Source organism: Exiguobacterium sp. CH10, from assembly GCF_018617635.1.
Taxonomy (GTDB): domain Bacteria; phylum Bacillota; class Bacilli; order Exiguobacteriales; family Exiguobacteriaceae; genus Exiguobacterium; species Exiguobacterium aestuarii_A.
Window position 1 is genome coordinate 1 of the sequence record NZ_JACSKO010000010.1, and the last position, 15043, is coordinate 15043.

Below are 15043 nucleotides of genomic sequence, written 5' to 3' on the forward strand. Positions count from 1 at the left end.
GACCCCTCAGAGACGATGAGGTAGATAGGTCATGGGTGGAAGCGTGGTGACACGTGGAGCTGAATGATACTAATCGGTCGAGGCTTTGATCTAGTCTAACGGTTTGTGTTGATGAATCCTCAGTTTTGAGAGAACAATCTCTCTAAAACGTGTTGACATTATCGATAAATAATGTTAATATAATACTTGTCTGGTGGCGATAGCGAGACGGCCACACCCGTTCCCATGCCGAACACGGAAGTTAAGCGTCTCAGCGCCGAAAGTAGTTGGGGGATCTCCCCCTGTGAGGATAGGACGTTGCCAGGCAAGATCGTTCCGCAATAGCTCAGTGGTAGAGCAACCGGCTGTTAACCGGTAGGTCGTAGGTTCAAATCCTACTTGCGGAGCCACTTTCTCTTTTGGAGAGCTGTCCGAGTGGCCGAAGGAGCACGATTGGAATTCGTGTAGGCGGCAAAACCGTCTCAAGGGTTCGAATCCCTTGCTCTCCGCCAGTTTTTCAAAATCCAAACATGGCCCGTTGGTCAAGCGGTTAAGACACCGCCCTTTCACGGCGGTAACACGGGTTCGAATCCCGTACGGGTCACCATTTAATTTTATATCGTCGCGGGGTGGAGCAGTCTGGTAGCTCGTCGGGCTCATAACCCGAAGGTCGTCGGTTCAAATCCGGCCCCCGCAATTAATGTCCGGTCTCGTGGTGTAGGGGTTAACATGCCTGCCTGTCACGCAGGAGATCGCGGGTTCGAATCCCGTCGAGACCGCCATTTTTATTTTTAGAAAATCAAGACTACATATGGCTTTGTAGCTCAGTTGGTAGAGCAAAGGACTGAAAATCCTTGTGTCGGCGGTTCGATTCCGTCCAAAGCCACCATATGTGGGGGGGTAGCGAAGTGGCTAAACGCGGCGGACTGTAAATCCGCTCCCTCGGGTTCGGCGGTTCGAATCCGCCCCCCCCCACCACTTAGGGGCATAGTTTAGCGGTAGAACTACGGTCTCCAAAACCGTCAGCGCGGGTTCGATTCCTGCTGCCCCTGTTTTAATTTAATCATGGCGATTGTGGCGAAGTGGTTAACGCACCGGATTGTGATTCCGGCATTCGAGGGTTCAATTCCCTTCAGTCGCCCCATTATTATTGGGCTGTAGCCAAGTGGTAAGGCATCGGATTTTGATTCCGACATGCGAAGGTTCGATCCCTTCCAGCCCAGCCATTTTGCGGAAGTAGTTCAGTGGTAGAATACGACCTTGCCAAGGTCGGGGTCGCGGGTTCGAATCCCGTCTTCCGCTCCAATGACTTTTTGGCGCCATAGCCAAGTGGTAAGGCAGAGGACTGCAACTCCTCTATCGTCGGTTCGATTCCGACTGGCGCCTCCAACATAATATGCCGGTGTGGCGGAATTGGTAGACGCGCACGACTCAAAATCGTGTTCCTCTGGAGTGTCGGTTCGACTCCGACCACCGGTATCAGATTTAAGGTTCTAACTTATGTTAGAGCCTTTTTTGTGTTTTCTTTTACACGACTGTTTTTACAAAGAATCGTATTCATTGAATCGTGTTCATTGCTAAAGGGAGTGTAAGCATGCGCAGAAAAAGAGAACTATCCAAAGAAGAATTGAGAATTATTCATACAAGAGTGAGTGATGAAGAGGCAATCGATGAGTTTTTTAAGCACTGTTACTTAAAAAATCTTAGACAAGCAACGATTGACTACTATCGAAACGAGTTCATGGCAACGAAGCGCACCTTGAACAAAGAGTTGGTAGATCTGGAGACTTCGGACATTGAACATCTCATTATGATCAGTAAAGAGAGAATCAAGATCACAACTATCAACACAAGACTGAGGGCTCTAAGAGCGTTCTACAACTTCATATACAGAAAACGTCTCATCTCAACAAATCCGATGAAAGATATAAAACTTCTTAAAGATCGTCACAAGATGATAGACGCTCTAGAGAACAGTGAAATCGAAAAGTTGTTAAAAGTCATGCGAGACGAAAAGACATTTGTCGGTTTTCGAGATGAAGTGATCTTTCTTGTGTTCTTGGACACAGGGATCAGGCTATCAGAACTTGTCGGTATTGAGATTGGTGACATCAGGGGAGACGAACTCCTTGTTAGAAAGACAAAGAATAATTTCGAGCGAACTGTTTATTTGTCAGAGTTCACGCAGCAGCAATTGAAGCGCTACTTAGTCATTCGAGGGCAATTAGATACAGATGCTCTATTTATCAATAGAGACAACGGCCCTTTAAAGAGTCACAGCATTCAAGGGCGTTTTACTCGCTATGGGCAGTTGGCAGGTATCGAGAAGAGAGTGAGTCCTCATACATTTCGTCATACGATGGCCAAACGCATGGTGATGGAGGGAATCGATGCATTCTCTCTGATGCACCTATTGGGTCACACGGACATCACCGTCACAAAAAGATATGTAAACCTATGGGGCAAAGATTTGAAGCGCAAACATGGCAAATATGGAGCTCTAAAGGGTCTTAGGTTGTAGTTGTGTACGAACATTTGTTCGTGTTATAAAATAAAAAAATAGAGCCGTGAGATGGCATTCTCACAGACTCCGGGGTAATCAGAGGTTCCGTTAAGGTCGTTATAATAACAACAACAACACGAAACACAACACTAATGTTGTTATTATAACGGCTCTCTCTGAAAAATTCAAATCCAGGGTAGGGGAGAGTTTGAGATGAGTCATTACTTTACAAGAGACGATCGAGATCAACTCATCTACTATCAAGTGCCGAAAGTGTTGATAGTGGGAGAAGCATATCGAGATATGAAGCCGAATACAAAATTAGTCTATATCCTATTGTTGGATCAGGTGAAATTATCGATGCAGAACGATTGGCAGGATGACGGAAAATATTATGTACGTCTTGGCGCTGAAAAGGCGGAAGAGTTGTTAGGTATGTCCTCATCTACTTTTAAGCGTTGTAAAAAAGAATTGGCCGACTATGGCTTGTTGGAAGAAGAGCGAGATGGACTTACACGAGCGAATAAACTATTCCCGTTGAAACTGACATATACAGATGATGATTTGATTAAAGTAAACTCGGACACTGAAACTGCAATCAAAGAAGACATGGATCATGCTGCCCAAGTTAACGACAATAATATGCAATTAGATAAGGCCCCAAGCCTGAAGTGTCAAAATGATCTTTCAGGCGATGAGGTCACTTTGAACTCTCCTGAAGGGTCAAATTGGTCAGAGCAAAGGGTCAAAATGACCCATCAAGAAGGGTCAAAAAGAACCACTAATAAGAATAACTATATTAATAATAACTTAAGTAATAATAATGATAACAAATCTGTTAACAAGCTTGTTAACAAAGAAACGGTTATCAATGACATTAGAAACGATGAAGATGAGGTAACAATTCACAAACTCACAAACGAATATCGCCTCAAGGGTCTCAATAAAGATATTGTACTTAGAGTCGTTAAAGAGGTAATGAACAATCGAAGTGAAATTAAAAACTTGGGCGGATATTTGCGCTCTTGTTTGGAGACGACTTTATACAGAACAAGAGCGAAGAAAGGCGAAGTAACGTATGAGGAGAAGCAAGAATATATTGATCGGGTCTTTGGGATGGGTTGAGGAGCTCATAAATGGCTCGTATTAGACTTCGGCTCTTTGAGAAATATGAATACTCATTAACTTGGTGATTGAGTAATGAACAAGCTCTACGGGGATAAAGGATCACTCTCATAAAAATTATTCTTAGGCTATTTTCAATTGTGATGTCGATTTAGTCTGAAGGAAATGAAAGATGATATCTGCTAGCTCACTTCAGAGCGCAGCGTTTACGTTTTCAATGGCACAGATATAATAAATAATTCTCTAATTAATTTTTGATATTCGTTTACGTAATCATTTATCTAGATATAAATGTATTACAACCGAATAACATTGGAGACATTAAAGTGCCGAGAGTTCACTCCTATATCAAATAACTCCGAGGTCCGTAGATGCCGTTGCAAAATCAAAACTCTGCTGATGGATATGGATTCATTCGATATTGACCAACCTTATCAATATCTTGCAATGATGAATTCATTATTATCCGTTATTAGGGTTTTTAATATTTGAACCTAACAGAATTGACTGTTGAATCAATATTGGGTGGAGCGTTTCTTCATGACACGGTAAGAAGCTGTGCATGTCGCGACATTAAGTTGTAACGAATTACCGAGGCTCAAGTGAGGTAATTACCTTTTAAAAGTTATTTTTTTTAAAAGTGTTCTTAATGTTTTTGAGTTGTATACAATGGGAAATTTTAAAGTTTTTAAATTAATTATTAGTCATTAGTTATTAATCAATTGATTAGTGTTTAGTCGTTGATCAATAAAAAAATAAAAAAATGCCTGCCGAATCAAAAGTCTTTAAAAAAACATAAAAAGTAGGGTTCGAAGAAGCCGTCACTTTTTATTTTTTTTAAAGTTTTGATTCGATCGTGCTTCGAATGAAACAGCTTGCTGTTGAAGTAGAAGTGCGATTATACAGTCTTGATACTATTTCTTTTAAAAGAGAAAAGTATGAATCAGCTAAATAAAAAAAGAATTACCATCTAGCGAAAAAAGATGAAGTGAGGTCGAGATTCGAAGAATCCGAACGAACGAATACTTTTTTCGATATGGCGACGACCCAGCGAAGTGGTCGTTAGCCACTAGAATAGGTTATAAACAGTCCATAAAGTTACATAGATGTTGTGATTCATAAGTCCTTAATTCTTCTAGCACGAAATACTGTGTAATAAGTATTAGAAAAGTGTTGGTATACATAGCTTCGTGGGCTCCTTCTCTTAAAAGAAAAAAAGTTATAAAGAAAAAATAAATAAAAATTCGTTACCTAGCGGAAAAAGTGAAGTGAGATCGAGATTCGAAGAATCCGGTCGAACGAACTCTTTTCCGATACAGCGTCGACATGGTTGCGGAGCGACAAGCGGAGCAGTCGATGCAAAAAAAGAGTTCAATTATATAAATAGCAATTTACGTTTGAATTTTGACTGATATAAAACAAGAGTTAAATCAAATATCAGGAGTGAAGTTCAAATGGAAAAAGTAAAAGTAATTGATGCAATCTGTGGAGCAGGAAAGACAAGTTATGCAATTCAAATGATGAATGAGAACACTTTCGGCAAAAAGTTTATCTTTGTGACTCCGTTTTTATCAGAAGTTAAGCGAGTCATTAGTGCAACAAATTTAAATATGGCTACTCCGATTGCAGCAAGAGGAAAAGGGAAAAAACTAGATCACTTAAAGAAGCTACTAGCTGATGGAAGATCAATCGCAATCACACATCAACTTTTTAAGATGATGGATCATGAAGCACATGAATTAATTCAACAGAGTGACTATACATTAATTATGGATGAAGTGGCCGAGGTTATTGAGGTATTTCCAATAGCAAGTCAAGATATTGACGTTTTAATTAACGGAGGGCACATTCGAATTGAAGATGATTCTAGTGTAACTTGGCTCTCAGATTACAACGCTGAGGAAAAATATGCATTATTTGCTAATGTGAAAAATGCTGCTAACTTAGGAATTCTGATGGCTTTTGGAGAAAACAAGTTGCAGATGGTATCGTTATTACCTGTAAGCGCGTTTAATAGTTTTCAGGAAGTCTATATTTTAACTTATCTGTTCGATGGACAATTACAGAAATACTATTATGATTTTTTTAATCTTCAGTACAATAAGTACTCAGTAATTAAGTCTGAAGAAAAATATATGATTGTAAACTATAACAATAGATATGATCAACGAGAGAAGCTCAAAGAATTAATAACAATCTACGAAGACTACTCAACTAAGGGAAGACCGAGTACTTTGAATACAAATTACTATAGTCGAATCACTAAAGCTCATAAATATCTCTTATCACACTCTTGGTATGAAAATGCGCATTCAGAAAAACACAAGCAATTGCAAAAGAATTTAATTTCATTTTTTAGGACCCAAGCGAAAACGACTAATGATAAATTGTTCTGGACAACTTACAAGTCAAAAGCAAAACGCTTGTCTAACGCAAAGTGCAAGTTTAATAAGTATGATGATCGAGAAAAAGATAATTTTGTGCCGTGTACGATTCGAGCTACAAATGATTATGCGCACTGTACAGCAATGGCGTACATGGTCAATCGCTTCTTAAACCCAGTAGAAAAGCAGTTCTTCTTAAGTCATGATATTCACGTGGACGAGGATTTACTGGCGCTTTCAGAACTAATTCAATTTATGTTCCGAGGATCTATCCGAAATGGCGAAAAAATGGCATGTTATATACCGTCGGAACGTCAGAGAGACTTACTAAAAAAATATTTAGATTATTTGCTATAAATTTCTCAAAAAGCTGATACAAACCCCTTAGTTGTGTACATATATAGTAGAGAGGCATATCTCCATTTATATGTACTCGATTTGAGAGGTTTGTAATGAATCTGTCTTCCTTCCTTCATTTACTCTGTCAACGATATTCGTTGATGGAGTATTTTTTTTAGCTACACTTACTGCTTTCAATAGCAACGAATATAACACAGAAAGGGAAATGAAATTTGAGCTTATTTAACTATCAAAAAAATAAAAAATCTACGCAAGGTGATTATTTTGCGCGAACAATCTTAACTGGGACTCGTCCGGTAAAAGTCCGCGAGGAAGATGCGTTGAAGATTCCAACTGTTTATGCGGCCGTAGAGCTGATTACATCATCGATCTCGCAATTACCAATCTATTTGTATCAAGAACAGTTAAATCATTCAGTAGATCGAGTACAAGACGAGAGAGTCGATTATCTCAATCACGATGCAAATGAAGTAGAGACTGGTCAAACATTAAAGAAAAAAATTGTACAAGATTTCTTACTTCGTGGAAGGGCATATCTTTATAAAAAGAACGGATCTCTTCACTATTTATCGGCCAAGTCAATGAGTGAGGAATTGTACACAGAAGACAATATTACAGTTGCACATAAGCGCTATCGGTACAGTGGTTTATCAAGTAACGTTGAAATTCCTTCAGAGCAGTTAATTGTTATTGATTCAGGAACAGACGGATTGCTAGTTAATTCAGATAAATTATTTAATACAGCGCTTAGTCAACTTAAATATGAAGAGAACTTACTTTCGAGTGGGGCACTTCCGACAGGAGTTCTTAAAGTACATTCGAAACTAACAGAACATGCAATCAATCGCTTAAAGAAAGGGTTTGATTCTCTCTACACTGGAACTGAGAATACAGGCAAGACAATGATTCTTGAAGAAGGATTAGAATTTTCGAAACTTTCGTTTTCTCCAGATGAATTAAGTCTTCATCAAAGTAAAAGCACAATCACTTCAGAAATTGCACGAGTCTTTAACGTTCCAGAGAGTATGCTCAACAGTACGGCTAACAAGTATGCTTCTCTTGAGCATAACAATCTACAATTCTTGCAGAACTGTATTGGTCCTATCATTACAGCAATCGAATCAGCACTTGATAAGAATTATTTACAGTCAGGCGAGAAATTGCTTGGCTATTTCTTTAGGTTTGATACTTCAGAACTACTCAGAACAACAGAGGCTGAGAAAGTAAAAACAGTGAGTCAGGCATTAGAAAAAGGGTTGATCTCATTTAACGAGGCACGTCATCGTCTTGATTTACAAGGGATTGAAGAAGACTACTTCGTTCTTGGGCTTGGTCAGGTCTTAAAGAAAGTTTCGGATGACAGCATGCTTGTCTTAAATATCGGAGAACAAATCGAGACAAAGGAGAAACATAATGGAGAACACAGTGGAATTACGATTTAAGAATTTACAACTAAGATCAACTGATGCGAATCAGTTAGTAGTAAGAGGATACGTGAACAAGACGAATCAATTAAGTGAAGTCATGGGAACGGCAAAGAAGTTTGTTGAGAAAATTGAACGAGGTGCGTTCACAAAAGCACTTCAAGTAAAAAAGCAGGACGTTGATTTTCTTGCAGAACATGATCAAGAACGTATTTTAGCTTCGACAAGTAATAATTCACTTGAACTAAAAGAAGATGAGGTCGGTCTATTTATGGAAGCGAGAATTGCACCGACTTCATGGGGGCAAGACTACTATGAATTGATTACTGCAGGTCTGTTTAAAAATATGTCATTCGGCTTCAGAGTATTAAAAGATGAATGGAAGTATCTTGGCAAACAACTTCACGAAAGAACAATCAAAGAGTTAGAACTATTTGAAGTAAGTGTTGTAAAGAATCCTGCATATTCACAATCAAATATTTCAGCGAGACAGTTTACGTTAATTGAAGAAGTTGAAGTTCCATCAATCGAACAAACAGAGAAAACTAAAGGGGAAACTAGAAAAATGAGAAAAATTGAGACACGAAAAAACGAACTAGAAGAAATCTTAAAAGGCGAGAGTCGCTCACTTCAGAAAACTGCAGACGGACACACTTTAGTTCCACAATCAGTACATCAAGACATTGTGCATTTGATGGAAGAGAAGTCTCCAATCTTTGCGCTAGCAAAAAGGTACGATTCAGTCAGTGGTAATTTGAAAATCGCACGAGAAGACGATTCTATTGAAGCAGGATTTGTAGGTGAAGGCGATGATATTATTGAGAGTTCATTCGGGTTTGAATACGCAGAGCTAAAGCAAAAACGCGTTGGCGCAGCAGTGACGCTTACGAATCAGTTAATCAATGACAGTGGAATTAATATTGAAGACTACGTTAAATCATTGTTGGCTAGACGAGTTGTTAAGGTCGTTGAGCGTTCTATGTTAGTAGGACAAGAACCTGAGGAGTTAAATGGTATCGTGCATGATGAAAATGTAAAGGCAATTTCGATGAATGGTGTTGTAACGGTAGATACACTTGTTGATCTATATACATCGATTCATCCTGAGTATCTTGATGATGCGGCATTCATTATGGAGAAAGGATTTTTTGATCAAATTGCAAAATTAAAGGATTCAAATGGTCATTTCTATATGCAAAATGGTATGGTCAACGGTCAATTGATTCGAACGCTTTTCGGAGCTCCAATCCATGTAACTGATTCTTTACCGACTACAACACCTGTTATCTTCGGGAATTATCAAGAAGGCGTATCAATGATGATCAAACAGCAATCAGGACTTCAAGAAATTGTTGATTCAAAGCAAGCACTTCGAGGTTCGAAATTATTTGTGTTTGATATGTATATGGATTCAATCGTGACAAATCCACAAGCACTTGTTAAGTTGCAACAAGTATAAGTAACTATGCGGAATCGTTAACTCGGTTCCGCACTTTTTTTATTTGAATAGGAGAGAGAACCAATGACAAAGAAAATGAGTGGTATGAAAGTTAAGTTATATATTTATCGACAAGGCACTGGCCGAGTATTGGCAGGTCAACGAAATGCTTCACTTGGTCGTTCGGCAGAATCAATTGATGCTACATCGAAAGATACAGAAGGATTCTGGAATGAATCATTACCGGGCTTCAAGTCTTACACGATTGATGCTGACGGCGCATATGTCGAATCAGATGCAGCATACGAAGAACTCGAATCAGCGTTCTTAAATTCTGAAAATGTAGATGTCTATCTCGAAATGCCATCAGGCAAGCGATACGAAGGGAACTGTACAATCACAGACTTCTCACTTGATCTTCCATACGATGATCTCGTAACGTACTCAATCTCACTTCAAGGTAATGGTTCATTGAAGATTATTCTGGAGAGTAATCAGACTGAAGCAATCACTTCAAATGAGGTAGAAGTCTAATGGAACCATCAACTAACACACTAAACATAATCACTAAGTTACAATCCTTAACTGCGCTTCGTCATGACCTAGGTGAAGAGTTATATAGACGATCAGTTGCAGGGTTATACACAAAACATATTGTCAGTAAGGTGAGAGAGCGAGAGATGGACATTGATCGGAGTGATCTACTCTCGCGTATCAACCTAATGATGGTGAGCTTCCAATGTGAAGAAGTATCATATGGCTTTCTTCGTCAGTACATCTGACTGATGAAGATACGCCCTACATAAATTGAAAAAAACATAGTAATACTCATAATAACTTAGGGAGGAGTGAACGCACAACAGGACCCAAAACTCCTATTTGATGTTGAAGTATGATTTGTTACATATTTTTCTAAAAGATTTACATATAGTACAATTAGAATGTGTAACAGATTACATTTATTCGAAGGGAGAATATGATATGGACAAATTGAAGCCGATTTTTGATCAGATGTTTGCTCGGAAAATTCCTGATAAGATAATAGAAAAATCAAGTGGAAGATTTTTTGAAGAAATGAAAAATTGGGGCGATTTTGGAGTAGAAGCTTCATTACCACCAAGAGAACAATTAAGAAAGCTTTTTGGGAAAGAAGAAATACAATTTTCTTCTCGAATCGGAGTACATCCCGATTTTGAAGATATAAAGGATGACGATTCGATAAATCAATATATTTGTTCTTTGTTTCTTGATATTTCAGGGTCAACTAAATTAGGACTAAAATTTCCTTTAGAAACTGTTAGATTCTATAAGAAAGCGATTTTACAATCAGCGATCGAAATCTTTCAAGTGTTTGATGGGCATATACATAGATTGCAAGGAGATGCTGTTTTTGCGTTCTTTGGACATAAAAACATGAAAAAATCTGATGCAATAATTAATGCCTTAAACGCTGCATCGTTAATGCAGTCATACAATAAACATACTCTGTCGGAAGTTTTTTCAAATGCTGGATTAGAACCTTTAAAAATTAGAATAGGTATAGATATAGGAGATGATCATCAAGTTTTGTGGTCTTCCTATGGAATAGGAGAAATAACTGAAGTTACAGCGACGAGTATACATACCGACTTAGCGGCAAAACTTCAGCACAAGGCTCCTGCAAATAGCATAATGATTGGTGAGAATGTCTGGTCTTATTTAGATTTGCCTGATGAGTTTTTAAAAGTTAAGACGTTTGTTAAAGAGGGCGAAGAAAAAGACGAAAAATACATTCTTGAAGATGGTAGGTTGAAAGCATACTATCAAATGAAACTTTTTAAGTGGCCAGAATATCTTAACTCATTTTCTTTTTTACCAAAGAATCAAAAACAGCTTTTAAAATCACCTGAACATTTTGAAATTGTAGCTCGTGTAGCTGATAATTCGGGAGAATTTAAAGAATTCAAAAGCAATACAAAATCTTTAGATAAAAACTGTAAATTAGAATTTGAACTTGTGTTAAAAAAACATAGTAGTTTAGATATACTTAGCCCTAATAGATATAAGTGGAGAGTGATAAACAGTGGGAAGGAAGCTGCTGCTTCTGAAAGTGGTTTATGCTTTGAGATGGAGAATTATGAAAATAAACTTATTTGTGATCAAGCGACAGCATATACAGGTCATCACTTTATGGAGTGCGTAATAATGAATAAAACTGGGATAGAAATAGGAAAAGATCGATTCGGAATATTTGTAAATGACGAAACGTTCGAAATGAAAAACCTTCTAAGCACTAATGGCGTAAAATGAGGACATTCAAGTCCTCATTTTATTTCTAACAAAAACCAACATAATATTGTGATTGGTGCGCCAAGTATTAGGTATCGGAATCCATACTTTAAATTTGTATATTTCTTTGCGCAAACTTGGGCCAGAGAATGATTCTGTTTAGCCATATCATTAACAAAAGTGTTAAGATCAACTGAGTCTAATTTTTTAAGGTATTCTGAATCATTTCTAAATCCACTTATCCCACCCCATGACATGTAATAATCGGTCTCGACGACATATCTCGGCCAAAGAACTTTTAGTAACAAAAAGTAGCAGGATACTACTAATAGCATCAGACCAAAAATAAGTAATAGAGTCAAAATCGTTTCTGAATCTGGAAGTAACGAAATTGAAAAGTATTTGATTTTATTAAAAAAGAAAGAGGAAGAAATTGAAGCATTTATTCCAATAGTTATTGCGGATACAATACTATAAAGAACCAAGAATAAATAGGGTCGTTTAATAAGGGAGTTTAAAAAAAAATCGTGCTTTTGAATTTGTTGTCTTATAAAGTCAAAAATAAAAAAGTGAAATAGAAGTGTAAATATTATGGCTAAGATAGGTATTGCAATCATTAATTGAACATCATTTCTTAAAAACAAGGACAAGAAATCAATTTTTTTTAATTGTTGTCCATAGAAACCTAACATCAGTAGGTTTGCTCCTAAAGCAACACCTGCTTTAGCATCAGCGAATTTAATATAGTCGCTAATATATATAAGATTGTGTTTATGATAATCGTACAAATTCGGTTCTTTTTCATTTTTTCTTTCACTCATAAGTAGTTCCCCCGTAATAATATTCACTAGCCCAGCGATTAGCCCGAAGGTCAGGAGGTAGTGGGAATCGTTTAAGTCTTATATTTTCTCCACTTATTCGGATAATAGTTCTACATGTTTCATCCATAGCAAGATTAAATATAGATCCTTTTAAATAACCTTCTAATTTGTGAGCAACATTCACGGCATTACCTATCGAAATTATTTCTGTGTGAAATTCATTACCGAATTTAGTAATTATAGTGTCATCCCCATATGCCATTGAAAATCGATATTCTTGAGGTCTCATAACAAAATCATGTCGAAGATTACTGTCCATTTTTTTGATAGCATTAAAAGCAGAAGCGATTGATTGATGTTTTCTATCATTAGCAGCAGGAAAATGCATACTAATTCCGTCGCCAGGGAATTTTTCTATAACACCATTATTTTCATAAATGATGTCGCTTAAGGATTTGAATATTTGTTGGGATTCTGCAGCAAAAGTTCTGGCTCCCCTACTTCGAATACTTTTAGAAGAACCAGCCAAATCAAATACCACTGTAGTAGCTGGGAAAGCTAACGCAGTGCCTTGAAAGTTGCCTCCTACATCGTGAGTCGAAAAATGTTCTAATAACTGTGTTAGAGGGAGATTTTCTTCTGATGTATGTAAATGACTCATGTAAAATACCTTCCTTTCAAATTTTACAGATGGTTGTTTCTAAATTATGTACATCATTTTTTTAATTAATCTACCACAATTCAAATTGATATTGGATAAATTTTGTAGGAAGTTACTTATTGTATAGTATAAACAAGAAACTAAACAAAGTGTTAGATAATACACGTATTTTCACTCTCCTGAATAATTGGAGAGTTTTTTTGTAATTTAAATTTACAAAATATAAGCGTTCGATATAACTGGGGGGGAAGTTGATAAAAACGGCGAAAGAGGTATCGGAAAATGAATAATTATTTAGAATCGAAGAATTTGGATTTTGTAACACTAAAGTGTTTTCAATTAGCTGCACAAGGAGTTGCGACATTCAGTAAGGGTATAACAAGGATTGATCCAGAGAAGATAGTAGGAACATTCTTAGAACCAGATAACATTTTATCTCCTGATGAACTAACAAGACTAGTAAAAAGCGAAATTAAAACTCGAAATTATTTGGAACACTCGCTATTTGATTTTGTTTTACTTGAATCAGAAGATGGATATTATCATCTAGATGGAGAAAAAGATCATAAAGGTTTGGTTTACAAATGTCTTAAAGAAATTGGTGAGTTAGATTATGTTCAAGCGTTGGTTATCAAACCTGTAACTCCATTAACTGTAGTAGATGAACTGGATTCGGGTAGATTAAAGAATACACCACTAGTTATGACTGAGGAAGTTATGATGGCTGCTGGAGAATGTGCAAACACGAGATGGCGCGAAGTTATTTTGAAACGTGAACATAAAATGTAAATTTTATTTCTTCTATATATAGAGGTCCAACTGAATATGTTATTTAAGAAGTTATTTAATTTTCTATTTAAGAAATTAGATAACTTCTTATTTAATTGAAGAAATGATTGAAAGTATTAAATAAGAAAATCAATAAATCAAATAGAAAGGTGTAAATATTGTGTTTCCAAGTAAAGAAAGTCTCGAACAATACCTTAAAAAAAAAATGACAAATGAGGACATCGCAAAAATATATGGATTGTCGTTTCAGAAAGTAATTGGTTTAATAAAGAAGTATCAACTTGACCCCAATGAGCTACGACAAACAGATCAATACATTGTTTATCTTCACCGAGAGGATGGAGAAGTCGTTTATGTTGGTAGTGGGGTTTGGTATCGTATGAGAAGATATACGAATCGTCGGAATGTTGATCATCGGAATATGATGCAGTCTGGTAACTTAGAGTATGAAATCGTGGCGGAGTATGCAGAACGAAGAGATGCGTTAATTCATGAGCAACGATTGATTCATTACTATAAAAGTAAGAATCTCGCTCGATTTAATAAGTACATTGTGTAAGAGGTTGACGAAACAGCAGCCTTAGAAGTATGTTTGTAGTAGTCGTGTTGAACGAATTTTAACGAAAATGCAGAAGCGTTGATATACAACATAAGTAAGAGATTTAAATTTGATTCGGGACTCAAAATCGTGTTCCTCTGGAGTGTCGGTTCGACTCCGACCACCGGTATCCGTATGACTCTAACTGAGGTTAGGGTCTTTTTTGTATATCAAAATGTATTGAGGTGATCTTGATATGGCGGAGCAACAATTACTCGATTTAACTGAATCAGGCGAGAATTCTCCCTCCTCTAAGCGTCTCGGGGCGAAGCCCAGCGTAGGCGGGAGATGAATCGACCGGTCCAATAGTCTTCTCCTCCTGTGACAGATATGACGAACAAAAGTTCGTGATTCCGTCAGATTCTCCCTCCCCCTCCGCGGGTATCGGATGAGGAGGACACATCACGATCTTCTGGAGGGAGGAGGGACGGACATGCTGAAAGGCTACACATACAGGCTCCACCCGACGCCGGCACAGGCCGAGTTCCTCATCAAGACGATCGGCTGCGCCCGGTTCATCTACAACAAGCTGCTCGAGGACCGCATCGCCATCCGCGAGGAGGCGAAGGCGGGGAGCGGAACGAGACGGAAACCGGCGACACCCGCCTCCTACAAGCCCCTGTTCCCGTTCCTCGCCGAGGCGGACAGCCTCGCGCTCGCGAACGCGAAGCTGAACCTCGACAACGCGTTCGC

Annotated in this window: 12 protein-coding genes, 13 tRNA genes and 2 rRNA genes; 25 read left to right on the forward strand and 2 right to left on the reverse strand. The window is 37.8% G+C overall.

Going from position 1 to position 15043, the window contains the following annotated elements; genetic code table 11:
* The 22 genes from KNP04_RS15015 to KNP04_RS15120 all read left to right on the forward strand — a co-directional run.
* Positions 1-93 (forward strand): 23S ribosomal RNA (locus KNP04_RS15015); the annotation flags it as partial.
* Positions 94-189: 96 nt separating this feature from the next.
* Positions 190-306: ribosomal RNA gene (gene rrf, locus KNP04_RS15020) — 5S ribosomal RNA — on the forward strand.
* Between the two features lie 8 nt (positions 307-314).
* Positions 315-389 (forward strand) — tRNA-Asn (locus tag KNP04_RS15025).
* Positions 390-400: 11 nt separating this feature from the next.
* Positions 401-491 (forward strand) — tRNA-Ser (locus tag KNP04_RS15030).
* Between the two features lie 20 nt (positions 492-511).
* Positions 512-586 (forward strand) — tRNA-Glu (locus KNP04_RS15035).
* A 16-nt stretch (positions 587-602) separates the two neighbouring features.
* A tRNA-Met gene (locus KNP04_RS15040) sits at positions 603-676 on the forward strand.
* A gap of 9 nt (positions 677-685) precedes the next feature.
* A tRNA-Asp gene (locus KNP04_RS15045) sits at positions 686-761 on the forward strand.
* 31 nt (positions 762-792) lie between these two features.
* Positions 793-868, forward strand: a tRNA-Phe gene (locus KNP04_RS15050).
* Between the two features lie 5 nt (positions 869-873).
* A tRNA-Tyr gene (locus tag KNP04_RS15055) sits at positions 874-957 on the forward strand.
* 3 nt (positions 958-960) lie between these two features.
* Positions 961-1031 (forward strand) — tRNA-Trp (locus tag KNP04_RS15060).
* Between the two features lie 16 nt (positions 1032-1047).
* Positions 1048-1123: transfer RNA gene (locus KNP04_RS15065), tRNA-His, on the forward strand.
* 7 nt (positions 1124-1130) lie between these two features.
* Positions 1131-1205: transfer RNA gene (locus tag KNP04_RS15070), tRNA-Gln, on the forward strand.
* A gap of 4 nt (positions 1206-1209) precedes the next feature.
* Positions 1210-1284: transfer RNA gene (locus tag KNP04_RS15075), tRNA-Gly, on the forward strand.
* A 10-nt stretch (positions 1285-1294) separates the two neighbouring features.
* Positions 1295-1368, forward strand: a tRNA-Cys gene (locus KNP04_RS15080).
* Between the two features lie 9 nt (positions 1369-1377).
* Positions 1378-1458, forward strand: a tRNA-Leu gene (locus KNP04_RS15085).
* 115 nt (positions 1459-1573) lie between these two features.
* The gene (locus tag KNP04_RS15090) at positions 1574-2500 is read left to right on the forward strand and encodes a tyrosine-type recombinase/integrase (RefSeq protein ID WP_214877058.1); all 927 of its coding nucleotides are present in this window, start codon (positions 1574-1576) and stop codon (positions 2498-2500) included.
* Positions 2501-2695: 195 nt separating this feature from the next.
* On the forward strand, positions 2696-3607 hold the full coding sequence (locus KNP04_RS15095) for a replication initiator protein A (protein ID WP_214877060.1): 912 nt from the start codon (positions 2696-2698) through the stop codon (positions 3605-3607).
* Positions 3608-5061: 1454 nt separating this feature from the next.
* Complete coding sequence (locus tag KNP04_RS15100; RefSeq protein ID WP_214877062.1) at positions 5062-6348, forward strand: hypothetical protein; 1287 nt, start codon at positions 5062-5064, stop codon at positions 6346-6348.
* A gap of 215 nt (positions 6349-6563) precedes the next feature.
* On the forward strand, positions 6564-7793 hold the full coding sequence (locus KNP04_RS15105) for a phage portal protein (protein WP_214877064.1): 1230 nt from the start codon (positions 6564-6566) through the stop codon (positions 7791-7793).
* Positions 7765-9234: a phage major capsid protein gene (locus KNP04_RS15110; protein WP_214877066.1), complete on the forward strand. Its 1470-nt coding sequence runs from the start codon at positions 7765-7767 to the stop codon at positions 9232-9234. Before KNP04_RS15105 ends, KNP04_RS15110 begins: the two co-directional genes overlap by 29 nt.
* A 63-nt stretch (positions 9235-9297) precedes the next feature.
* Positions 9298-9747: a phage major tail protein, TP901-1 family gene (locus KNP04_RS15115; protein WP_214877068.1), complete on the forward strand. Its 450-nt coding sequence runs from the start codon at positions 9298-9300 to the stop codon at positions 9745-9747.
* A gap of 348 nt (positions 9748-10095) precedes the next feature.
* Positions 10096-11502, forward strand: coding sequence for an adenylate/guanylate cyclase domain-containing protein (locus KNP04_RS15120; protein WP_251129996.1), 1407 nt, complete (start codon positions 10096-10098; stop codon positions 11500-11502).
* A 14-nt stretch (positions 11503-11516) separates the two neighbouring features.
* Here the strand turns inward: KNP04_RS15120 and KNP04_RS15125 are convergent, their stop codons facing one another.
* Together KNP04_RS15125 and KNP04_RS15130 are read right to left on the reverse strand one after the other, a co-directional pair.
* Positions 11517-12302 (reverse strand): Pycsar system effector family protein, encoded by a 786-nt coding sequence (locus tag KNP04_RS15125; RefSeq protein ID WP_214877070.1) that lies wholly within the window; start codon positions 12300-12302, stop codon positions 11517-11519.
* Complete coding sequence (locus tag KNP04_RS15130) at positions 12295-12963, reverse strand: hypothetical protein (RefSeq protein ID WP_214877072.1); 669 nt, start codon at positions 12961-12963, stop codon at positions 12295-12297. The genes KNP04_RS15125 and KNP04_RS15130 overlap by 8 nt, the downstream gene beginning before the upstream one ends.
* Before the next feature lie 282 nt (positions 12964-13245).
* On the opposite strand from KNP04_RS15130, the gene KNP04_RS15135 reads away from it, so the two are divergent.
* From KNP04_RS15135 to KNP04_RS15145, 3 genes are all read left to right on the forward strand, one after another.
* Positions 13246-13752: a hypothetical protein gene (locus tag KNP04_RS15135; protein WP_214877074.1), complete on the forward strand. Its 507-nt coding sequence runs from the start codon at positions 13246-13248 to the stop codon at positions 13750-13752.
* Positions 13753-13912: 160 nt separating this feature from the next.
* Positions 13913-14311 carry a GIY-YIG nuclease family protein gene (locus KNP04_RS15140; RefSeq protein ID WP_214877076.1) on the forward strand — a complete coding sequence of 133 codons (399 nt, stop codon included), beginning with the start codon at positions 13913-13915 and terminating at the stop codon, positions 14309-14311.
* A 472-nt stretch (positions 14312-14783) separates the two neighbouring features.
* Positions 14784-15043, forward strand: a 260-nt coding sequence (locus KNP04_RS15145) for a helix-turn-helix domain-containing protein (protein WP_214877078.1), incomplete at its 3' end; no start/stop codon positions are given.